Raw genomic sequence first — 24,875 nt, forward strand, 5'->3', positions numbered from 1 at the left:
TATGGAAAATAATTTAAAAGATCAACATTATAAAAACATGGGTATAATGCTTCTACTTCTTTGGTTGTCCGGTCTTTTAAAATCCCTTCCGCATCCATTACCTCCCGGTCATGCAGCAATGCGTGGCTTACTTCATGGACTCCGGTTTTCATGGTCTGGAGATTACTCATATTTTCCTGAATTGCGATATATTTTTCTGTCTGATGATAATACCCCTTTGCTTCCCCTTCTATCTCCATCATGCGGATTGGCACAGGGGAAATGTTCTGCAATGCTTCCATGAACGTGTCATAAAACTGTACGCTCCCGGTAAGTTCCGGTACTTCCAGCTCTGCAATCGGTTCTCCCTCTGTCTGGCTGACATCAAATACTGTTGTCACACGGAACCTTGGAATGACCATCTCAACAATCTCTGTTTCCGGCTGACCGTCATCCCCGATCACCGGCTCTTTGGTCACCGGGTCAATCTTTTCAATCTCCTGTTTCTCACGGATGGGTGCCGGTGCGATGATCTGGATTCCTTTTTCCCCTCTCTTTACATGGCGGTTAAACTTCTTCTGCCATGCCTGATACCCTGCCACCAGAGTAGCCTCCGGTTTCTGCATGGTGATCAGAAGGGTGTTATTAAAACTGTAATTATGAAACTTGGACATGGTATTCAGATATTCCGTATACCGTTCCGAAGTAAAAATCTCCTTTACGCCCTGTTCCAGACGTTCCGATATTTCCTTTAACTGTTTCTCTATATTATTTGCCATATAAAAATCCTCCTTTTGGATGTTTCCCGCCAGAGAACCCTCTGACGGGAAAACTTTTATAACTCCTGCTCGTGTTTCTTCTTTGCCGGCTTCTGTACAGTCGGCTGTTGTAGTGCGTTTTGCTGTGCTTTCTCCTGCTTCAGACGGTCTACGATGGAAGGCTTATGTATGTTATCTGCGATTTCCGGCAGTTCCCGTTCTCCCACAGATTCTCTCTTATTGCTTTCCGCACTCGCTTCCCTGCCAATATCTTCATCTGCCATGATGGTTTCATTTCCCTTCTCGTCCATATTTAACAGGGAATTTAACTCCGATAACCGTTCCATCTTTTCATTCAGTTCTGCCTCTTTTGGAAACGGCTTTTTCACTTCTTCCTGTGCAGTCGCAAGCTGCTGTTGTACCGTTTCCAGTTTCTGCTCACTCTCTGCCAACTTTTTCTCGATAGAAGAAAAAGCATTGTGAATACGCTGGATATTTCCTGCGGGGTCTTTTCCAATCTCCAGCTTATAGGAACATTTTCCTTTGACCGTCAGTTCAAATGTATGGGTGAATGCATTAAACGTTGCTGACAGACGAAATCCATGATACTCCCCGACTTTGCCGCCGGTACTGACTGTCTTTAATCCTGCACAGGCTGCAAGTAACGCTTCCCCTGCCTCCTTTTTATCTGCATAATTGACATTCCCTACGTTCATAACAAAAGCATCATTGTCCTGTAAATCCACGCTTTTTATGACCTGCAAGTCTGCCTGCATCCCGGCAATCCGTTCCTTCAATGCACTGATCTGTACTGGGAAATTCTTTGCAATATCGGATTCCAAGCGGTAGATCTGACTGGTATGGTTCGCCTTTAAGAGCTTTAATTTACTGACCTGCACATCCAGATCCATCTTTTCCTTGATATACGGATTTCCTGTGGCAAGTGCCTTGATCTCGGCATAGGAAAGTGCCGTATCATCCACATCTTCACAGGCCCTGACCGGGGATTTACTGGTCATGATCTGGCTGATGAACTTCTGCTTGTTCTCCAGAATCTGCCACATGTACGCATCAAATGTATTTTCCGTAACGTACCGGAAGATCTTTACCTTCTCATTCTGGTTTCCCTGTCGTAAGATTCGACCTTCCTGCTGTTCCAGATCGGACGGCTTCCACGGGCAGTCCAGATGGTGCAAGGCAATCAATCGGTCCTGCACATTAGTACCGGCACCAAGTTTCGGTGTGGAACCCATCAGGATTCTCACCTGCCCGGCTCTTACCTTTGCAAAAAGGTCAGCTTTTTTTGCTTCCGTGTTATATTCATGGATAAAAGCAACTTCCTCTTTCGGTACACCTCTGGCAACCAGCTTCTCCCGCACATCATCGTACACATTGAAACTGCCATCCTCTTTCGGTGTGGACAGGTCACAGAAGATTAGCTGTGTTGTACGGTCTGCTTTTCCTTCCTCCCATACCTGATACGCATTTTTTACGCAGGTATTGACCTTGCCTGTTTCATCGTCCGGAAGAAGTTCATTTAATAATCTCTGGTCAAGGGCACATTTTCTTCCATCGTTCGTGATCTTCAGCATGTTATCCTCGGTTGGATTCACTAAGCCTGCCCTTACGCTTTCCGCACGTTCCGAAAATGCCCCGACCATTTCCTGCTGTTCCTCGCTTGGTTTTAAGACTTCGTTGATAAACTCTGCTTCCGGTACAGGAAGGTTCAGCATATCCGATGTCTGGATGTCCGCAGCTTCCTTAAATATGGAGATCAGCTCCGGAAGATTAAAAAAACGGGCAAACCGTGTTTTCGCACGATAGCCCGTTCCTTCCGGTGATAATTCGATTGCGGTCACTGTCTCCCCGAACGTTGCCGCCCAGGAATCAAAATGTCCCATGCCCATACGCATGAGTGTGTCATACTGGAGATAACGCATGATAGTGTAAAGTTCTGTCATACTATTTGACACGGGAGTACCTGTCGCAAAAGTGATCCCCCTGCCGCCGGTCAGTTCATCCATGTATCTGCACTTCATAAACATATCCGAACTTTTCTGTGCATCGGTCTGGGAAATTCCTGCCACGTTCCGCATTTTTGTATATAAAAAAAGGTTCTTGAATGAATGGCTCTCATCCACAAACAGCCTGTCTACTCCCAGCTGTTCAAATGTCACAACATCATCCTTTCTGGTCTGGTCATTGAGTTTTTTCATCTTTGCCTGTAAGCTCTTTTTTGTTTTTTCCAGCTGTTTGACCGTATAATTCTGCCCTGCCTGCCGTCCTGCTTCCTCGATAGAGAACGTAATATCTGCGATCTGCTGTTCCAGCATGGCAATCTGCCGTTCTCTGGAAAGAGGGATTTTCTCAAATTGTGTATGCCCGATAATCACGGCATCGTAATCCCCGGTCGCAATACGGGAACAAAACCGTTTTCGGTTTGCCGGTTCAAAGTCCTTCTTTGTAGCAACCAGGATATTTGCTCCCGGATAAAGGCGTAAGAAGTCACTTCCCCACTGTTCCGTCAGATGGTTCGGCACGACATAAAGGTTTTTTTGTGACAGTCCCAGACGCTTCGCTTCCATACCGGCTGCGATCATCTGGAACGTCTTTCCAGCTCCTACACAGTGGGCCAGCAGAGTATTGTTCCCATACAACACATGAGCCACCGCATTTTTCTGGTGCGGCATCAGGGTGATTTCCGGATTCATACCTACAAACTGGATATGGCTTCCATCGTATTCTCTTGGACGGATACTGTTAAACCGTTCATTATAGATCTGGCATAAATCTTCCCTGCGGTGCATGTCTTTGAATATCCAGGACTTAAATTCCTCCCGAATCAATTCCTGTTTCTGCTGTGCAAGCATCGTTTCTTTCCGGTTCAATTCCCGGTGTTCCCCGTCCGCATCCTGCACCGTATCATAAATCTTGGTATCCCTAAGATTTAAGGCATCTTCCAGCAAACGGTACGCATTTGCCCTCTGTGTTCCATAAGTAGAAGTAACAAGAGCATTTCCATAGCTGTCTATACTTTTTCCTGTGACATTCCACTGCCCGGTCACTTCGGCATACTGGACTTTGATCCGGTCCCCGACATAATATCTTGGTGTATGGAATGTCTCTGCCATGAACTGTGTGATATAGTCCTCCGAAATCCAGGTTGCACCAAGCCTTGCCTCAATCTCTGACGCATCCAGGTCTTTGGGCTGTACCTGCTCTAAATACTGCACGTTTACAATGTATTCCGGATGATTTTCGGCAAACTGTTTCGCAATCCGCAGCTTTTCCCTTACATTCCCGGAAAGGTACTCATCCGATGGCTCCCATTTTTCACCGATTGGATTCTTAAAGATGACTCCTGCAAGTTCCTCCGTCAGTTCCTCTTCCGTTTTCCCGGAAAGCTGTGACATATACGCAAGGTCAACCCCGGCTCTTTCTCCGATAGATACGGCAAGTGCTTCACTGGCTGTATCAACAGAAGTCACGGTTTCTGCCCGGCGGATGGTTCTCTTGGTAAAAATATCTGCCTTCCGTTTCAGTTCTCCCTTATCATCCAGAAATTCCAGAGATGTTAAAAGACAATAGCTGCTGTCCTGGCTAAATGCCCTTTTATTGGCATTACTGCTGAGCAGACCATACTTTGCTGTGAACGTATCGTATTCTTCATTGAGTTTCCCCTGAAGCTGTGTGATCTGCTCATCGCTTCCCTCGGTCATCTGACACTGAATCAGGGCATTCGTCGCATCACGGATCTTTACCATGCCTTTTACACGCTCGGTCGTTGCCGCCGGGAGTTCCATCCGGTTCATCACAGAGTTTTCCCGGTAATACACTTCCTCATTGACCACCGTAAAACTGAAATTCTTTACCTCCAGGTCTGCCGGAATGGACACCACATCTTCTTCCAGTTCCGTATCGGAAAGTTCCAGCTCCGTAATGGTTCCGTGGATATGCTTTACTGTTTCCTTTAACTGTTCCTCTAAGGTGACTCCCTCTTTTGCTCTTACAGTTACTTCCTGTTTTCCATACTGGGTACTCTCCGTTGTAAACTCCCCAAGCACCATTTCCGGATGCTCTGCAAAATACGCATTGACCGAATATCCTTCGGCAGTTTCCTTCAGATGTATCCAGTCCGGTTCCTCGATGGAAGCCCTGTCTCTTTTCTGGAAAAATAAAATATCGGAGACAACACCTGTATTGGCATTTCTCTGGAACGCATTATTTGGAAGGCGGATCGCCCCTAATAACTCTGCCCGGTTTGCAAGGTACTGTCGGACTGCCGGATTTTGTTTATCCATCGTCCCACTGGAAGTCACCACAGCCACCACTCCGCCGGGACGAATCAGGTCAAGGGATTTTGCGATAAAGTAATCATGGATCAGAAAATGGTGGCGGTCATATCTGCGGTCACTGACCTGATATGCCCCAAATGGTACATTCCCGATCACGCAGTCAAAAAAGCTGTCCGGGTAATCTGTTTCCTCAAATCCCTGTATGGCAATCTTATTTTTCTGGTAAAGCTGCCTTGCAATCCTGCCGGAAACCGGGTCAAGCTCCACACCATACATCTTTGCCTTGTTCATACTCTCCGGGATCAGTCCCATAAAGTTACCAACACCACAGGACGGTTCCAGAATATTTCCCTGTTTCAGTCCCATATTTTCCAGTGCTTCATACATGCTTCGGATCACGGTCGGTGATGTATAAAAAGCATTTAAGGTCGATGCTCTTGCTGCACTGTATTCTTCCGGTGATAAGGTATTCTTTAACTCCAGATACTCATTTGTCCAACTACTGTTATTCTCTTCAAATGCCTGCGGGATGCCACCCCAGCCAACATAACGGGATAAAATTTCCTGTTCTTCGGGTGTTGCCAGACGTTCTTCCTGCTCCAGAGTCTGCAATAAATGGATGGCTTCCATATTTGCTTTATACTTTGCTTTCGGACCACCTGCTCCAAGGTCATTATCCTGAATCCGAAAGTTATGCGGTTCTGTTACAATCTCTTCTACTTCCGGTTTTAAATATGGTTGAAATTCTCCCTCATATCCAAACAGTTCATTTTCTCCGGGAATATAATTGCGTCCGGTTTCCAGACACCGAAACACATCGGCAGTTGGTGCATTGCTGACTGCATAAAAATCATCATAAGAATACTTTGGGAAATCTTCTGTATGGTAGGTCGATAAATGCAGTTCTGTATTGGAACGGGTCTGTGCAACCAGATCTTTTCCTTCTATTCCTTCCGGCAATACCCCTACTGCTTCAAAATGATACCCCTGATACTCAAAAACACCTTCATCCCAGGACTCCGCCAGTTCTTCTGCTGTTTTAACCGTTATCTCTTCTTCTGATTCCTTTTGTTCCTGTCCCTCAGAAGTTTCTGTTATTTCCTGTTCCTGATTTTCCGGAATATCTTCTTTGGCAGTAACCTCTTCCTCTTCTATTTCCTCCACATCTGACATATCTACTACGGTCGGTTCTGTCACTGCCTTCGTATCCAAGAAATCAAACATGGTCATCTGGTGCCCGGATGGTTCCGCAAAAGACGGTTCTGCTTCCGGTGTCGGGAAAATCGTATAGGTTCCTTCTGCATACCGGTGAAGTTCTGAAAGAAGTTCTGTTTTCTGTTGGTAGTTTGTCCCATATGCCTCAAAATCTAATGGCAGAACTGCCAATGCTGCATCCATCTTCTGCAACAGTTCTTCTGTCTGCTCTGGGTTCTCTAAAACTGCCACCATTTCTTTTCCTGGTTTTTCCCAGAAGAAATCATCCGTAAATGGTCTGTCTATCTCTTCCGGAAGACGGTCATAAAAGCGTAGTACCTTGTTCGCCATCTGTTCCCGTTCATATTCCGGCATACGAGCATAATCTTCTGCCTGCAGGAACTGGTCATTCTTTATCAGATAAGCTACTCTATTTGCAACTTTATTCCAAGATAATAAAACTGACGTATATGGATTTCCATAAGCACCTCTTGCAAGAAACAATCCTTTTCCATCATAATTTGCGTGTGAATCATCCGCACCAGACAGTGCATGACTGCTTCCACCGATCCCATACTGTTCCTTGATAAAACCTGTCCTCGCTCTTTCATCCTCATGCAGCAAATAAAAGGAATATGTCCTGAGTCTGCCTTCGGAATACGCCCCACCTCTGACAAGAAATGCGTCGATCTCGTCTTGTGTAATGAACATCTGCTGTTCTTTCCATGCAAATCCCTCTCTTGCCTGGTATGGGATCACTTCATCTGCAAACTTCTGGAACTGTCTGGAGATATTGACCGGATTATAATGATGGAAACGCATAAGAGAGTTGTCCGTCTCATAGGCTTCTGCCAGTGCTTCCAGTCTTTCATTCAAATCCGAAAGCCACCCTGGATCTTGCAGTTTTTCAGTAAGATAATCCGTGATTTCCGGATAAATACTACGAAGATGCGGCAGATCTGCTTCATCAAAGACAATCTCTGCCACACCTTCTGCCATATCCCCTTTCATATAAGCAAGTGCCTGTGCGTGTTCCTTCAATGCGTTGTCCCTTGCCACATCCAATACAGACTGCGGGGCATATTCTCCCTGATTTAAAAGTTGATGGATACGTCTGCTGACATCTTTCCAGGATAAAAAGGCTTTATCCAAAATCTGGTCTGCCACCGTATGCCCGACTGCGATCTGCATCCCAGTTTCATCAAACCAGACGGAATACTCCCTTCCATCCATCTGAAAACCTTTGCCGCCTTTTCCATACTCACGCTTTACAAACTCCGTGTATTCTCCCGGTGACTGTTCACTCATAAAGTTATAGATGATACGCAGCTGGCTTCCTGTCCGGTTTCCTCCCGTCCGTAAAATATCATCCACAACACTTTCCGGAGTAGGAATCTCCCCGGCATATAAAGCAGCTACTCTTTCACCAATCTGCCTTTTCTGTTCATTTGCTGTAGGATATTCGGGCAAAGATAAAGCAGAGGCAATTTCTTCCTCTGCTTTGCTCAGTCCATCTTCTCTTGTATCTTCAACTAGCTGTATACCAATTCCGTCAAGATGCTCTCTTCCGCTGTTGCCATCAGTGCGTTCATATGTGCTGTCCAGGCCATCGGGTCTGCTTCCTTGTCCGGTGCCGGATGGTTCTTCAGCAGTTTCTCCATCTGGCTGTCCATCCTCTCCTGTGCTGCCTTCTCGATCTCTGCCAGATGGCTGTTCAGCTTTCCTGTCAGGAACAGGCTCTGATACAAGCTGTTCTTGTGTTCCTTCAGGAATGTCCTCCGAAGCATCCCGTATTTCCCTATCGTCACTTCTTCCTCCTCGACGGTCAGGTTCGGAAACAGGTAATCCCCCTTGCGATGATATGTCAGTTCCATAGTCGGTTCCTCCTTCATTCTCGATATTTTCTTCTTTGTTGTTTTCTACGTCCCGATTTTTATTTTCACGCATTAACGTGTTAAAGTTATTATAATTCCTTTCATTGGAAATTTCAACCTCTTTTCTGGCTTCTTCCAGAGAAATTTTATGTACTGTCCTTCCAATGTCGATCAGAACACTCTCACTGATCTGGCTTGCTGCATTTCCAAGAAAGGTCAGTACAGACAGCCGGTTATAATCCGTGATGTGCATAAAATCCTCTTCTTCCAGAAGCTCCATGGGTTCCAGTCCACACCGTCTGCAAAGCATATAATATATACTGTCCGTTGCAAGCTGGCGGAAATCACTGCGGATTGTAACTTCATCCAGATCTTCCAGATAGGTTCCTTCCGCTGCATATTCCAAGCCGTCCAGATATTCTTCCAGACTGTCTGCAACCATTTCCCTTGCAACCGCCATCAACGCATCCGATAAACTCCCGGTATCTTTTTCTTCCAGACCATACGCTTCTGCCAGATGGGTAAGGATCTCTTCCTGCTGATGTTCCTGCATCTGCCACAGGTAAGGGCTTCTTCCGCCTGCCACCATGTGCGTATCTGAAATATCAAACACATACCGGAGTCTGGTATTATGACCATTCTCGTCAAGCAGGGCGATTCCCCTAGCTCCCCGGTTTACCCAGCGGAACATTTTCTCATTCCACAGTTCCAGGGACGCACAGGCGGTTGCCTGTGGATGCTGTGCGTGGATCAGTAACTGGTCTGTAAAAGGATACCGGTATAGTCTCGCTGCGGTATCCATATAACCCATCCAGTCCCTTGGCGAACTGCTCACCAATGTCGCATGTTCCTGTGCCAGTTCCCGGATGTCCTGTAATTTCGACATACTGCCTACCTCCTTGCCTTATTTCTTTTTCTTCTTTGGAAATTCCAGATGGAACCTTGGCTTTCCGTCCTCCAGTGTCAGTAAAAGATCTGCGTCAAACTTTATATCTTTTTTTCTGGAATACAGCCCTTTTACATGGGTGCAGGCTTTATCAAGAAGCTCCACTGCCATCTTTTTATCCAGTGTTTTCTCCATGCTTCCTAAGAAACGGTTTTCTTTCCAAAGGGCAAAATCACACTGCCTGTTGGAGCAGTAAAAATTCTGCTTTCCTTCGTAGACATCAGAGCCGCAGACCGGACACTTACCGATCACTTCCCTTGCTTTCTGGAACCTTCTCCTTTCCGTTTCCGGTATTTCCCTGCACACAGAAAGAATCTTACCGACTAAAGAAGTGATCTCACCCATAAACTGTGTATCGGTGATCTGCCCTTTTTCCATCATTAAAAGCTGATTTTCCCATTCGGCAGTCATTGCGGCAGATTTCAGATAAGCCGGCATGACATTCACCAGTTCCCTGCCCTCTGTGCTTGGCAAGATCTTCTTTCCTTTTCTGACTGCATAGCCGGAAGAAACCAGTTTTTCAATGATACCTGCCCTGGTTGCCGGAGTCCCCAGTCCTTTCTTCTCTGTCTCCGAATCAAAGTCTTTATTCCCTGCGGTTTCCATAGCGGCAAGGAGGGTATCTTCATTGAATGGTTTTGGCGGGGAAGTAAAATGCACTGTCTTTTCTGCCTTTACCGGAGAAAGCGTCATTCCTTCTTCATATCCATATGGAATGGAAGTTTCTTTTTCCGTTTCTTCTTCCGGCTTGGCTTTCACGCACTGGTTCTTAAAGGCATTCCCCGCCGCTTTAAATCCCATCTGCACCGGCACTTTTCCTCTGGCGGTAAAATCATGTCCCTGACATTTGACCGTAATATCCGTCTGCTCATACTGATACTCTTCCCCTGTTGCCTGCACCAGCTGCTGGCAGACCAGCATCATCAGGTTCTTTTTGTCCGCCGTCAGATCAGAGATTCCTTTTTCTACGGCTTCTTTTGTTGGAAGAATCGCATGATGGTCGGATACTTTTGCATTGTTAATCACTCTGGTGATGTTATGTCCCAGCTGTCCATAATCCAAGAACGGAAGTAAGACTGGCATTTTCCCTACCAGTTCCTCTACGGTATCCCTCATATCCTCCGTCACGAACTGGCTGTCCGTTCTTGGATAAGTGACCAGCTTTTCTTCATATAATTCCTGCAGCATATCCAGTGTTTTCTTTGCCGTATAGCCAAAGTAACGGTTTGCTTCCCTTTGCAGACTGGTCAGATCATAAAGTTTGGGAGGAAACGCTTTCTTTTGTTCCCTCTTTACCTGTGTAATCACTGCTTCCGAATCCATACATAAGGAAGCAAGGAGATCGGCTGCTTCCTCATTTGCAATATTTTCAGAAACTACCGTAAGCCTTCCGTCTGTCAGTACTACTTTATAAAAGGCTTCTTTCTGAAAATGCTCAATCTTATCCTGACGTTCCGCAAGCATGGCAAGCGTTGGCGTCTGCACCCTGCCCACAACCAGACGTTTAAAATAACAGGTCGTATATGCCCTGGTTCCGTTCATTCCGATCAGCCAGTCTGCCTGTGCCCTGCATACCGCAGCCATGCAGATATTCCGGTATTCCTCTGCTCCTTTCATTGTCTGAAAACCTGTCCGGATTGCCGTATCTTCCATGGAACTGATCCATAAACGCTTCACCGGTTTCCTGCATCCGGCAAGGTCATACACTCTCTGGAAGATCAGTTCCCCTTCTCTTCCTGCATCACAGCCATTTACCAGATAGTCCACATCTGCCCGGTTCATCAGGCTTTTTAACACATCAAACTGTTTCTTCTTATCTCTGTAAACTTTCAACTTCCAGACCTGCGGGAGAATCGGAAGGTCATCAAACTGCCATTTCTCATATTTCGGGTCATATTCCTCCGGCTGTGCATACTCTGCCAGATGCCCAAGGCACCAGCTGACAATACAGCTCTCCCCTTCTAAATATCCGTCCTTTTTTTTATAAGCTGACAGATTTTTGGCATAACTCTGTGCCACACTTGGTTTCTCTGCGATCACTAAAAATTTTGACATACGCTTTTTTTGTCCTTTCTGAAAAAAGGGCAGCCAAACTGCTCTGGCTGCCCCTGTCCTTATTTTGGTTGCTTCTTTGGAGATGGAAGTTTATTCTTCTTCCTCATCCTCTTCTTCATTTACATACGGTCCGTCAGAGAACTCCAGCTGTTCGCTTACATAGTCATCCTCTTTGCCACGTCCATGCTTTTTATAAACGGCGATACCTGCCACTCCAAGAATCGCTGCAAATACGATTGCTCCAAGTCCTTTTACATTCATTCCTGTCTTTTCTTCTTTCTTCACTTCGGTTTCCTCCTCTGCTACCGGGGTAGTTTCCGGTGTGGTTTCCGGGATCACTACGGTTGATTCTTCGGTTTCTTTGCTCTTTTCTGTCTCATCCAGAAATTCTGCCAGGTCATTCTCATCGACCAGGGACATCATGTACACATTTTCTGTATTGCTGGAACGGTCAATGACCATGTAAAATGTATTTCCCTTCTTGGTCTGGATGGTAAGGAACTGTTTCGTATCATCATTTTCCTTATCATCCACCAGCTGGGCATTTCCCGGAGTAGAAAAAGCAGAATTATCCCCTTCCCCGGTGACCCTTTCGGTATCCTCTTTCTTCTCCGTATCTTCTGTTGATTCTGTTGCCGTTTCTTCTACTACCTGTGTCGTTGTCTCCTCTGCCGGTGGGTTTGCATTTGCATAAACCGTAGCAATGGATGTCCCGGAGATCATGGTGACTGCCATGGCAATCATAAGCAGTTTCTTTACCACTTTATTCCTCATCGTCTAAAACCTCTCTTTCTGTCATCTGACCAACAGGTGGTCTGTGAACTTCTGCGTTGTTTTCCTTTTTCTGCGGAGCTTTTGCATCCTCCACCGTGATACCACCGTCCTCATCCATCTGGATCGTAACGGTTCCTTTCTGAATCCCGTCAAGTAGGACAAGCAGGCTGCGGCTGTCCAGCTTCATGGAACGGAACGACTTAATGATCTCTATATCTTCCATCTGCTGTCTCAATGTATTCTGCCGCTTCAGGTGTTCCTGTAATTCAGCAATCTTATCCTCCGTTTTCTGAATATCATTCAGAAGTTTTTTTAATTTCATGTTCATCTGCCCTGTCACCTCCTTTAATGCAGACGACCAAACGCCATAAAATGTTCCTGCCAGTAAGCACTTGCAATGCTGGTATACTGGACAGGCTTGCCACAGTGGATCATCATGTTATTGCCGACATAGATTCCCACATGGCTTGCTCCCGGTGTGTCATAGGTTCCCTGGAAGAAGATCAGATCTCCCGGTTTTGCCTCCGATGGAGATACCTGCGAACAGTGTGACCGCAGCTCATCTGCAGTACATCTTCCGACATTCCATCCATTTCCACAGTTATTGATAACCCAGCTCACAAAACCGGAACAGTCAAAACCACTTGGGGAATAACCGCCCCATACATATGGAACACCCAGATATTTTTCTGCTTCCTGTATCATTTTTGCAAACTGTGGATCAGATAAAGCATCTGCCGGTATGTCATAACCAAATCCACTGCTTCCGGTGGGTATGCTGTTTAGATCAAACAGATAATCACGGTTGCCGTAATATTTGTTATACGCATCGTAGCGTTCCTGTTCTTCCTCTGTCATACGGCTCCTTAACACGGCATCCAGGCTGTGGTTTGTCATCGTTACATCCAGGCGGTTCACTTCTTTTGTGGTCGTGACCTGCACTTCCTGGCTTCCATTACTGTCTGCTATGTAGGCTTCCCATGTCTGGTGTCCATGTGCGGATGCCGCCGCATGATTGTCATAGTAAACATCGAACTGTACCCCATATCTTGCAAACGCTCCAGTATCTTCTACTACATATTCCACACCGTTCATGACTACATGTGTTCCGATCGGCACAAATGGGTTCGCTGCATCCACGGCAATCGTATGGTTTGCTGTCGGCATCGCCCCACTGGCTGTCGGTCCGCCACTCCACTGCCCACAGCAGATCGGGCAGTTACAGTATCCACTCGTCACAACCTGTCCCAAGGATTCCCCTACCCGGACCGTCTTGGTTTCCGTAACCGTCTCTCTGGTAGAGTCTGTGGTGATCCCATACTGCTGTCGGAAGATTTCCTTAATCTCCTCTGCCACTTCCTCGTAAGTGAAGCCGCCATATTTTACCGTAAGATAAGAGATCAGCTGATATGGGTTATGACCGATCTCATCAATCTGATACCGGTATTCATCGTAATCCGGATGGGTGGATTCCATCTGGTTGATCTGTGTATTCAGTGCTTCTTCCAAGGCACGGTACGCATTTTCAGCGGCATAAATATCTTCATCCGTACTGGAATAGCTGGTAGAGATGATCGCTGAGGAAGCTCCCTGCAAGGATGCCGTACAGCTGGTAAAACTGGCTGCGATCAGCACAAAGATCAGGGCAAAGACTGCTACCGTGGCAAAAATTCCCCGGTTCTGTGCCATCACCATCTTGACCGCATCTTTCGCTTTTTCCGTAAACTTCTGTGCGGAAGTGATCGCTGCATCCTTTACTTTTTTACTCTGTCTGGCTGCCTGATACTGCTTCTGGTAACGCTTCTTCTGAAAGAGTTTCTGCAGGGCAGATTTCTTTTTCTTCTCTGCTTCTCTTTTCACTGCGTCCTTCGCTTCATTTCCATAGGCAGTCTCAAATATCAGCCTGCTCCTTTCTGCTTCATCCAGGACGCTTTCTTTTAATCTCCGGGATTCTTCCCTCCGCCCTTTCAGCCGTTCCCGCATGTAGATGGATTTCCTTGCAAGGCTTTCCCCGACAAGCTCTGCCCGGTGTGCCCCTTCCACTGCCGCATTTTCATCCTCTTCTTCGTGCGTTTTCCAGTGTGCTGCTGTGACTGCCGCATCTTTGACTGCCGATGCCGGATTCCGGATACCGATCCCGGCACCATGTACCATGCCGTCACCCTCATCACCAAAAGACAGACGGGAAACTTTTTTCCGCTGTTCCTTCAGCACCCGTTCCCTTTTGGACTTGCCTTTGATCTCCTCGTGGAACTTATCCAGGGAATCTTCCATCACTTCGGAAGTTTCCCGGTAACGGGCAGATTCTCTTTTGGCTGCTTTTTCTTCTCTGGAAGTCTCCTTTTCCTTCCTTCTTTCCTTTGCAGCATAATCCCTGACCATCTTTTTCTTCCGAAGATCCCGGCTGTCTGCAACTGTCTCCAGATATGCCCGTTCCCCTCTTGGCTGTCCACGGATACTCTCTATGCGAAAGGCAGATTTGGGGTTCTCGCTGCTATCGTCTGTAAGCCCCTCTTCTACATCCGCATCAGTTGCTATATCTTGTTCATCATCCAATATATCTGCATGTTCCCTACTATATCTGGGTTTTCTGGAACTCTGCTCCGGCTGTTCCATCTCCCGTTCTTCTTTCAGCCGTTCATGTCTGCGTTTACTAAAATCCAGTTCCTCTTTCTTCTCACTGCGGAAAATCTCGGTATCCGTATCCCGCCCGGTGATCCTTTTTTCTTCCTTGTTCCGGAGGTTTTCTTCCCGCAGTCCATCCCGGCTCATCTTCTGGACGGTTTTATCTCTCGCCTTATACTCATGCTCCTGCAACTTTGACCATCCCCTTTACTGCTTTGTCCCGGTTATTCTGTCTTATCCTGATAGTCCTCCCATTTCTCCAACACTTCATCTGCCATCCCTGCAATGGAATCCGTCAGCTTGTCTGTCATTCGCTCACTTAAAGTTCCCCTTACAGCCAGACAAGATGTAATTCCCATGAAATCAATCAGTTCCGCCAGATAGATAAGGTCATCCATCATTTCATCAGCCGTCACTTTTTCCTTTGTGTCCTTTTCCATTTTCAAAATCTCCTTTTCATTGTCTACACAGATTCTTTCTGCAAATATGCAGCAAGGTTCGCCGCTGCATCTCTCCATGTTTCTGTAATCTTCCATCTTGTAATCCTCCATGATTTCCAGGCAGAAAAATTGCCGGAAGTATTCCTCCGGCTCATCCTCTACTCTGTTTTATTTTGTTTCGTTTATTTCTTTAATCGTCCCGTTCTCCGATACCAAGTTTCTTACGCTTTTCCACCTCATCCGGCTTAGAAGTCATCAGGGCATACAGCATCAGGGAATTATCAAACTTATCCTTGAACGGGATAATGGTGCTGCCATAAAAGACCAGTCCCTCACCTTCCCCGCTGTTCGTTACATAAGAAAGCTGGTGAGGGGAAATGTTGAGCTGTTTTGCAAGGATCTGTCTGTCACCAGATGCCTGGTTGAGCATCAGGATAAAGTCCGAGTTTTCAAAGATGTTCTCAATCTCCCGGCTGGCTAACAGGTCTTTTACGTTCTGTGTGATACCCGTAGGGATACCACCCCATTTACGGAAACGCTTCCAGATCTCCACACTGTATGCTGCCGTCTGCTCCTCTTTTAAGAGCAGATGGAACTCATCAATGTAATATCTGGTACTCTTATTCGCAGAACGGTTGACCGTTACCCTGTTCCACACCTGGTCCTGCACGATCAGCATACCCAGTTTTTTCAGCTGTTTTCCCAGATCCTTAATGTCAAAACATACGATACGGTTACTCAGTTCCACGTTGGTTCTATGGTTAAACACTTTTAAGGAACCATTGACGTAAATCTCCAGTGCCGTTGCCAGACGCTGTGCTTCCTGCTCTTTCTGATTACGGAGAAGATTATATAAATCCTCTAAAATCGGCATTTTTTCCGGTACCGGGTCAGAAAGGAAATCCTGATAGACCAGCCTTACGCATCGGTCAATGACGGTCTTTTCAACCGGCTCCAGTCCGTTCTTTCCGCCTACTACCAGCTCACAAAGAGACAGGATGAAGTCCGATTTTAAGGAAAGCGGGTCATCATCGTCAGCGTAATCCAGGTTAATATCCATCGGATTGATATAATCGTGGCTGGTCGGGGAAATACGGATCACCTGTCCATGAAATGCCCGGACTAACGGATAATACTCCCCCTCCGGGTCACAGACGATAATGTCATCTTTCGTCACGATAAATGCATTTGCAATCTCTCGTTTTGCCGCAAACGACTTACCGGAACCCGGTGTACCAAGAATCAGTCCGTTCGGGTTCTTCAGTTTCTTCCTGTCTGCCATGATAAGGTTATTGGACAGGGCATTTAATCCATAATAAATAGATTCCCCAGCCATAAATAATTCCTGTGTGGTAAACGGGACAAAAATTGCCGTGGATGTCGTTGTCAGTGCCCGTTTGATCGGTACAAAATTCACCGCAAGCGGCAGGCAGCTCATCAGTCCCGGCTCCTGCTGGTAATCCAGCCGTTTCAATGCACAGTTATATTTCTGTGCGATACCGGCAGTCTGGAACACCACATTTTCCAGTTCCTGTTTGGTCGGTGCAGTATTTAAGAACAATGCTGTTACAAGGAACATTCGCTCATTTCTGGACTGTAGATCTTCCAGAAGCCTTTTTGCTTCCCCACCGTATGTATTTAAGTCCGAAGGAATAATGTCCATGTCATAGCCTGCCCGGACTGCTTTTTTCTGTTCCTCGATCTTCATACGGTTAATATCCGTCACCTTGCTTTTTACCAGCTTGATTGCCTTCATCTGGTCGATGGACTGGATATGGAAATTCACCATCAGGTTGCTGTCCATCTCCAAAAACTCTGCCAGCATCTTGTCGGTAAGTTCCGGTGCAAGGATCTGTAAATAGGAAACAGCTCCCATCGTGCCGCCCATCTCAAAATCTTTTCCATTCTTAAATACAAAACTGGTCGGTGCGACATAATCCTTGGTACTAAGCCCTGTCCGAAGTACATCGTCATAAGAGAAATGGAACGGAACTTTGCTGTCCTGGTTAAAGATTTCATACATGATCTGTAACCGTTCCTCTCCGTTCAGCGGATAGGCAGATACCCCAAGGATCTTAAAGTTATTCAGAATATCCGACTCGATACGTTCCAGTTTTGGCCGTGCTTCCCGGATATTCTCCGCTTCAATCCCAAATGTGATATATTTGGTACGCATCAGCCCGTTATTTCCTTTTGCCAGCTGGTTATTGAGCATCTGGGCAAACTCCATACGTAGGTCATCAAATTCATCCTCCTGCGGATTGATATGGATGATCTTCTCATACTCTGCCATGTTGCTGTGCTGGTTGATAAAAGACAGCTGAAAATGAATTGTGCTGTCAAAGTAATTCAGGAAATCACACCAGTTTTCAAAGATGGCGTTCTTATCTTCATTCTGTGCCAGCTGATAGTTGATGTCATAAAAACGGATCGTCTTGGAATAAAACTTGTCCTGCACCCGGCAGATACCGTCCCTTCCCATCTCATGGTATGGAATCGACTGCTGTGCAGTGATCCTCTTATCTCTGGCACTATCCGGTGTTTTCTTTCCTGTCCCACTGCCTTTCGTTCCGGAAACCACTTTTCCTGCCGGACGCTGCCCCGACGGTGCTGCGACAGATCTGCTCTTTTTCTTTTTTGCGTTTTTCTTTGCGTCACGCACTGCCTGCTTTTCTGCTCTGGCTGCCAGCTTTGCTTCCCTTTTTGCATTTTTCTTATCCGCTTTTTCATGTTCCTTATGCAGTTTTTCTTCATATTTCTGTGCCCTTTTGAGGGCTTTCTTTTCCCTGCGTGTCAGTTTCCGGTTCGGTCTGCGGACACCTCTTTGCCGTTCCAGTGCTTCATACCCTGTCACCATAGGCTCATCATGCAGTCTGCCGCTTACTGGTTTTCTTTTCATTGCGGGGTCTGGAAGTTCTTCTTCTCCATCCTCCTCATCCAGCCAGTAATCATCCGGATATAATTCGTCTAAGCTCTGTGGCGGCTGTCTATCGTTTTTTCTTTTTAACACCCTTCGTTCCCCCTTTCTTCTTTTTGACCACGGTATACTTTTTCTCGTACATATTTTCCATCTGGTACTTGCGTACCGGAGGACGGATAAATTTTACGGTGATCATATTTTTTAAGACCTTTTCTAACGGGAGTCCATCCTTCTCATACATGGCAAACAAAAATGCCGGAAGCATCAGAAGGCACATCCCGGTCGCTGCGTTACTGGAACCAATAATTCCCCTGCTTAAGAAATAAAACGGAAGCCCTACCGCCGCCGCAATCCCAAAGCAGATCAGCTGCCGTTTCGTCAGATTGAAAATGATCTTATTCTTGACCTTGGTTAAGTCTTTAGGCACAGATACAAATGCCATTGCCAGTTCCTCCTTTCTTAATGGGCGTTAAAGATACTGCGGGCGAAGTTTCCTGTTTTCATCAGACTGAAACACAGGATCACCGTGTATGCCATCACGCCGAACAATGCAGAATGTATGTTATCTGACATCTGGATGTTTGCGACCAGGACCGCATAGATTCCCACGCAGACCATCATAAAAAATCCCTGGAATGCCAGTGCAAACAATCCACGAAGATAGTTGTTCCCGATCTGCCCCCATTCCCGGTTGGACATGGTTGCGAACGGGATCGCTCCAACGGACGAATAGAGATAAATCTCAATCATACGTCCATACAAAATCACTGTAATAAAGACTGAGATAATCTTCATACACAGGCTTACAAGCATCGTTTCCAGTGCCAGTATGACAAGTTCACCGATCTCCATAGATTCCATCGCCGTCTCCATCGTGGAGATCATCGTATCTATATTGATCGCTGTATCAGAACTGATAACCCCAGCTGCCCGGCTGACTACGGACTGCCCGACATCAAATACCGCCATCGTGATCGTAAAGGTATGGCTGACGATCCAGACTGCCACCCACATCTTGAAAAAGTATTTAAAGAACATCCAGGTGTCGATGTCGTGCATGTTGTTCTTTTCCGTCAACATGGAGATCAGCTCATAACAAAGTACAAATGTGATAATCATACCGGCAATCGGTACAATGACCGACTCGGAAAGATTCTGTATCATGCTGTAAATGCTGCCATTCCAGCCCTGCGGTGTCTGCCCAACCTGAGCAGCAATCTGACCGGTCTTTTCATTGACATCGGTATACATTGTTGTCAGGTTGGAACTTACCATGCCTGTCAGAAGATTCCTCATCCATTCTTCAATCGCTTCAAATATCCGATCCATGAGTCATCTCCCTCCTGCTTCTCTCAGCTGAACAATCCGGACAGTAACGGTACCAGCTGGGTGCCGATCAGAACGACACCGCCTCCTGCCATCAGCTGCTTGATTCCCTGGGACTTTGCACCTGGGTTGTCGTTTCCATATCCTTCTAACAGGTTAATAACACCCCATACTGCAAGTCCGGCTCCAATCGCCACCACAAGTGTCTGCAAAATATTGATTGCCTGATTAAAAAACGCCATATTCGTTGTCTCCTTTCAAATCTCTGTATTTCTCTGGTTTCTATCTTTAAGAAGTCTTTTCCGGCTCTGCCCTTACGGGTGGCCTTTCATGATCTCTCAAATCCATCACCTCCCAAAAGGGCAAAGAAAAAAGAGCTATGTGTCCGAATCTTTCACATGCTCTGCTTCCTTGTTTTCTGTATTTAATTCTCCTGCCAGACTCTCTTCCGAAAACTCATACAGGTCAAATTCCTGTGTCCTCGTCAGTTTCACTTCCATCCGATGCCGCATATACGCTTCCACATCAAACTCATTTTTCTTATCGTAGTCTGACAGCTCCTTATACCGTTTGTGTTTGGTAATATCGAACTTGTCACTGAAAAATGGTCTTACACCTCGAAGCTGCAAAATACATTTGCTGCCATCCATGACCGCAAGTTCGTCCCGGCTCATCAATTCCTTTCCTGTTTTTTGATAGTTCATCCCGTAAGAACGGCTCTGTCCACGGGTGTCCGAAGTGTTATATAAATCAATCGTTTCTTTTCCCAGCGTCTCGGAAATCTCCTTTAAGGTCGAACTTTCCTTACCGCCAAGGAATAACATCGTGTCGCAGTTGCCTAAGATTGTTTCAGCTGCATCTTTGTAGATTGTCTTTAACTGGGACTGCGACTGGAGGATAATGGATGCAGAGATTTCCCTGCTACGAATGGTGGCAATCAGCTTGTCAAACTTTGGAATCTGACCGATATTTGCGAACTCGTCACAGAGGATTCTGACATGATATGGCAATCTTCCATGATGTACATCGTCCGCTCTGTCACATAACAGGTTGAATAACTGGCTGTACATCATCGCCACAACAAAGTTAAAGGTATCATCCGTATCAGAAATGATAATAAACAGTGCTGTCCTCTGGTCACCTACCATATCCAGTTCCATCTCATCATAGCTCATGATCTCACGAAGCTCTGCAATGTCAAACGGTGCAAGCCTTGCACCACAGGAAATCAAAATACTCTTTGCTGTTTTTCCAGTAACAAAATGTCAATAGTTTTTTAATCATTTTTCTCAAAAAGGCAAAAAAATAGAACGTATAGTTTATTTCCATACGCTCTATCTCACATTTCATATTAAATTTTGAATTCTACAAATTTTTTATATTTCGTTGTCAATATGTTTTCTACTCTAACGCCCCTTTTACTTTTTTGTGGGAAATGCACCGCTCCTCCCGATTGGCAAGTGCCTTCACCCTGCCTTCTAACAGAAGTTCCCTTCCTTTTTCATTTCTTGTATACACACAGTCATAATTTCCGATATACGGATGCATGCATTTTGCAAAACGTTCCGCATCCTCCTTCTTTTTCGAAAAACAATTTGGAATGGCATAGAAACCATTCAGTCCTTTGTGTCCCTTCTTTTTCACAAGTATGTAACGCTGGTTGTCGATCACATCAAAAAATTCATTGACACACTGTGCGAACAACGCTTTATCCCTGCCGCTTCCACCGGACAGATAAATAATATGGTTATCCGGTCCGTTTGATTCTGTCTCAACTTTACAGTGTGTTTCTTCCAGAAGCTGTTGCTCCTCTAATGCTTTGCGGATTCCATTTCCAAATGCCTTTAATCTTTTTAGCGGACTTCCCAACATGAAAATTTTCGGGAAACGTATCATAATTCCAGCCAGTCCGGCAGCAATGAAGAAGTAACAGGTTCCGGCCAGGATACCATTTTGGGACGCTGCAGCAACAATACCTGCCCCAATTGCCCCGATCAGACACAGAATTCCTGACAGGATCATTGTAAGAATCGCATCCCAGAAAACAACACTTGTGACAAATTTGTCTTTTACTTCTGTCTCATCCACAATATCCATTTTGTCATAGACTGCAAGTGCACTGTTCCAACGTTCTTTTAACGTATCGCGCTGCCCCGACATTTTCAGCATTTGTCTGTTAATCCTGTCAATATTCGTTTTATTAAATGGCGTTTTAATAACTGACAACCGTTTCATTCCATTTTCAATCGTATTTTCTGTATAATGCAGACCGAGAAAATGTTCCATCCTTCGCTCCAGCATACTGTAATCTTCACTGATCTGATTGTCATCTGCCTTTAGCACTTCGTTCCACGGTCTTAAACAGACTAAATGCCAGATGTTACTTGTTTTTTCCGGATGTTCTTTCATCACACGGATGGCACGCCCTCTCATCTGGTTGCTTAACATAAATGAGCCTACAAAGCTTGCAAGGATCAGGGAATTGATACAAGGAGAATCCCATCCTTCCCCTAACAGCGATTTTGTACCGATCAGCACCTGCATATAGCCTTTTGAGAAAATATCTGTTACCGCCCCTGTGAGAAAATGTGCATTTCCAACCGCTGTCACTTTAAGATAATCTGTTTCAGAAAGATTTCCGATCCTGCTGAATGTAACTTTTCCGCTCATTCCGATCGCCTGCTCTAATGCTTCTCTTGCCTCTGCCGGAATGATCACAATCGTTCCACAAAGCACCCCAAAACGGATTTGTTCGTTTTTCTTTTCATTGTCACGACGGAGCATCTCAAAAAACGGAAGCACTCCAAGTGAGTTAACATCATATTCTGTATTTCCAATTGCTTTTTCATATTCTTTCCGGATGTAATCTGTCAAAACAAGCAGCCTCAAATCCTGACCGGATGCCTCATATTCATGGAACACAATATCACGGATGCTGTTACATTTTCCAAGGGAATTTGTGAGCATTTTTTCCACTGCCGCACTTTTCGTCATGACGACTTTTTTCTTTTCTATCAGACCGTCGGATTTTAAATCAGCAATTAGCAATTCACGATATGACTTGTCACACAGGTATGAATCCACATCATCATACAAGAATCCCTGTAACAGACGCTCCATCCATTGCACATTCATGTCCGGTAATTTTTTTGCCCCCAAAAGCCTCTGTAATCTGGACGGAATTGCAATATTTTTGCTCTGTAAATAAATCAACAGTGATGCCAGATATGCCGGATTATCCAGAAGCAGATCATCTGAGAGCTGTCCACTGAACCCCTTATGGCTTCTTACGTACGTAAGGAACTGAGTATCCCGCATGATTTTTTCTGTCATTGCTTTACTGCGTTCTTCAAAACGTCTGACTTCCTTCTCTTCTTCTTTTGTTGGATAGTTGAAGTAAACATAATCCTGATGCGGACAGAGGCTTCCCTCTTTTACGAGCTCCGGTATCGTAATCTCTTCATCGATCTCTCCACACATATTCATGTACCGCGTCCACATAGCCGGTGTGGAATCATATGGTGGTGTTGCTGTCAAAGCGATGATTTTAAGGTTATTCACCTGTTTTTTGAATTCTTCTAATGCTTTCCACCATTCACTTCGCAAGTGGTGGCATTCATCCAGACAGAGTACTTCGATCCCAGCCTCTTTCATCGTCCCAACCAGATCAAAACCGCTGTAATCTACTTCCTTTGTCTCTGTTTTCGCCGGGCACTCGTCTGTGCCTGTGCCACTATCCTCACCTGCATCTTCCTGTATTCCCTGAAATCTTGTCATGGCACTGTGTAATGCCTGATAGGTTGCAACCGTGATCGCCTTTGGCTGTTTTAAATTCTGTGAAAGATAATCTTCCCCCTGTATGCCCTCACATAAAAAAGCTTCCTCAATCCTTGCGATCCACTGCTCCCGGATCGTAATGGATGGTGCCAAAATCAGTGCTTTTCCGTTCATCCTGCGGATCAGTTCAATTCCCAATGTCGTTTTCCCGGATCCGGGTGCCGCTACAATATGTATTTTTCCATCTGCCATGTACCTGTCTGCGTGTTCCAAAACCCTTGCCTGATACCTTCTCCATGTTCCTTTAAACTCTAAAATACCTTCGTAATTCATAATCATCCATTTTCCTCTGCTTATTCCACTTTTTCTGTGGTCTGTAACTATTATATACAACTGCCAATTTTCTTACAAGAAAGATTCCGTGTCCAATAAGAAGTATGCCTATGTTGGGATATTTAAATCATTCTGCATCCTCAAAGCAAATGAATTTAAATAGAATTTCAGGTGTGCCTGTGATAAAATATTAATAAGTTTAACAACTGAAATTTGACTGTATCATTTTGTTCATCAAATTTATTATTCATAAGGTGTCTATTTTGATCCTAAGAAGAAATGAATTTTAGGTCTTGTATATTCATCAAACTGATCTTCTGTCTCTGTATCAAATGAACAAGACAAACTGATAGGCGCATCCTGATCATAGAAACGGAAACTCTTATAAAATGTCCCATTTAGAAATTCATCTTTAAATTGTTGTGGAATAGCCTGATAAGATAATATCTCAGGATTAGATACGGATACATTTAAATTCTCAAAAGACTTTTGTAATGTCGCAAAATCTTTTTCTGTCTGCATTAAATTCTCTTCTAAACTCTTATTAATATCCACACCTTCTACATATGAGATATTGATGATAGTACCACTATTATTGACTTGAACATGAACATAACAATCAGTAGCACCTGAATCTCTTAAATATCCCATAACAGTATAACTTGATCTACTACGTGATTCATTTGGATTGTCTGCATGTACTCTTACACATACAGGTTCTAATGCCTTTTTTACTATTTCTACTTGTTTTGCAGAAGCTGCAATTCTTTGATCCATTGCCTGCTTTCCTTTTATATATTGAGGTATATAAGTACCGACTACAATAAGTATTGGGATAACTGCAAAGGCAATGAGTTGTTTTTTTATATCAGGAATAGGGATTCTATAAGCATGTGCCATGTTCTCGGCATTACTTCCTGCTTCAGATAACATATCTATAGATGTAGAGACTGTACTTACTGCACCAGCCACCTGCATAGCACTTCCTATATTCTTTGCAGTATCATTATCACTTTCTTTAAGGAATCGACCAACAGCTTGTGACGCCAAAGCAGCAGATACCTCTTTAGAATAATCTGTTTCTGACTGTTTCACATTTAATCTACCTATAAGAGATTTCCATTTCTTACCGTTCATTCCAAACTTAGGGGCAAGTGCACAGAAACAGAATATAATAACATATATAATGACAAATCCTAATGCAGTAAACATCCCTGTAGGCTGAAAACCTTTGTTTTGGAATACTAAATCATCTATCATCTCTAATGGTACTATTAATGCACATTGTACAAATGAAAAGATGAGTGCAACCACTGCAATCTTTGGATATATACAATATCTTTGAATCATTTTTTTCTCTTTATTGTTAATCATGGATATCACCTCTGTTTCTAGTATAACTTATTTTTGAATGAAAAAAGAGCGATATTTTGCTCTTACTATATTTGTTTCTTAACTAAAAGGAAATTACGAATATTTTGATGTTTAATACCATACTCAAGTTTGATTGTATCATGGTTCATCCTTGACCCGTTAGAGGGCAACGCATTTAATCCGAACAGCTCATTTAAAATAATAT

The 24,875-nt window shown here is 44.8% G+C and carries 13 protein-coding genes and 1 pseudogene; all 14 read right to left on the reverse strand.

Features of this window, described 5'->3' with window-relative positions; all coding sequences use genetic code 11:
- A partial coding sequence (locus tag DXC01_RS08310; protein WP_243111577.1) for an ArdC family protein occupies positions 1–758 on the reverse strand: 758 nt, incomplete at its 3' end.
- A gap of 56 nt (positions 759–814) precedes the next feature.
- Positions 815–8,986, reverse strand: coding sequence for a DEAD/DEAH box helicase family protein (locus DXC01_RS21445; protein WP_118698701.1), 8,172 nt, complete (start codon positions 8,984–8,986; stop codon positions 815–817).
- 18 nt (positions 8,987–9,004) lie between these two features.
- Positions 9,005–11,101, reverse strand: a complete 2,097-nt coding sequence (locus tag DXC01_RS08320) for a DNA topoisomerase 3 (protein ID WP_117547086.1) — start codon at positions 11,099–11,101, stop codon at positions 9,005–9,007.
- A gap of 90 nt (positions 11,102–11,191) precedes the next feature.
- Complete coding sequence (locus DXC01_RS08325; protein WP_117547085.1) at positions 11,192–11,875, reverse strand: CD1107 family mobile element protein; 684 nt, start codon at positions 11,873–11,875, stop codon at positions 11,192–11,194.
- The gene (locus DXC01_RS08330; protein WP_117494612.1) at positions 11,865–12,203 is read right to left on the reverse strand and encodes a DUF4315 family protein; all 339 of its coding nucleotides are present in this window, start codon (positions 12,201–12,203) and stop codon (positions 11,865–11,867) included. The genes DXC01_RS08325 and DXC01_RS08330 overlap by 11 nt, the downstream gene beginning before the upstream one ends.
- 17 nt (positions 12,204–12,220) lie before the next feature.
- A complete protein-coding gene (locus DXC01_RS08335; protein WP_117547084.1) occupies positions 12,221–14,692 on the reverse strand; it encodes a C40 family peptidase in 2,472 nt (823 codons plus the stop codon).
- Between the two features lie 32 nt (positions 14,693–14,724).
- Entirely contained in the window at positions 14,725–15,036 is a 312-nt protein-coding gene (locus tag DXC01_RS08340; protein ID WP_117547083.1) for a hypothetical protein, read from the reverse strand.
- A gap of 94 nt (positions 15,037–15,130) precedes the next feature.
- Positions 15,131–17,950, reverse strand: a complete 2,820-nt coding sequence (locus tag DXC01_RS08345) for a VirB4-like conjugal transfer ATPase, CD1110 family (protein ID WP_117547082.1) — start codon at positions 17,948–17,950, stop codon at positions 15,131–15,133.
- Positions 17,928–18,302: a PrgI family protein gene (locus DXC01_RS08350; protein ID WP_117547081.1), complete on the reverse strand. Its 375-nt coding sequence runs from the start codon at positions 18,300–18,302 to the stop codon at positions 17,928–17,930. Before DXC01_RS08350 ends, DXC01_RS08345 begins: the two co-directional genes overlap by 23 nt.
- A gap of 17 nt (positions 18,303–18,319) precedes the next feature.
- The gene (locus tag DXC01_RS08355) at positions 18,320–19,189 is read right to left on the reverse strand and encodes a VirB6/TrbL-like conjugal transfer protein, CD1112 family (RefSeq protein WP_004612759.1); all 870 of its coding nucleotides are present in this window, start codon (positions 19,187–19,189) and stop codon (positions 18,320–18,322) included.
- Positions 19,190–19,212: 23 nt separating this feature from the next.
- Entirely contained in the window at positions 19,213–19,428 is a 216-nt protein-coding gene (locus tag DXC01_RS08360; protein WP_005338487.1) for a Maff2 family mobile element protein, read from the reverse strand.
- 135 nt (positions 19,429–19,563) lie between these two features.
- A pseudogene (locus DXC01_RS08365) lies at positions 19,564–20,439 on the reverse strand (VirD4-like conjugal transfer protein, CD1115 family); the annotation flags it as partial.
- A 148-nt stretch (positions 20,440–20,587) separates the two neighbouring features.
- A complete protein-coding gene (locus DXC01_RS08370; protein ID WP_118698742.1) occupies positions 20,588–23,296 on the reverse strand; it encodes a DEAD/DEAH box helicase family protein in 2,709 nt (902 codons plus the stop codon).
- A 258-nt stretch (positions 23,297–23,554) separates the two neighbouring features.
- A complete protein-coding gene (locus DXC01_RS08375; RefSeq protein ID WP_021738879.1) occupies positions 23,555–24,670 on the reverse strand; it encodes a hypothetical protein in 1,116 nt (371 codons plus the stop codon).
- Between the last annotated feature and the right edge of the window lie 205 nt (positions 24,671–24,875).

This window comes from Blautia sp. OM07-19, from assembly GCF_003481595.1.
Classification (GTDB): domain Bacteria; phylum Bacillota; class Clostridia; order Lachnospirales; family Lachnospiraceae; genus Blautia_A; species Blautia_A intestinihominis.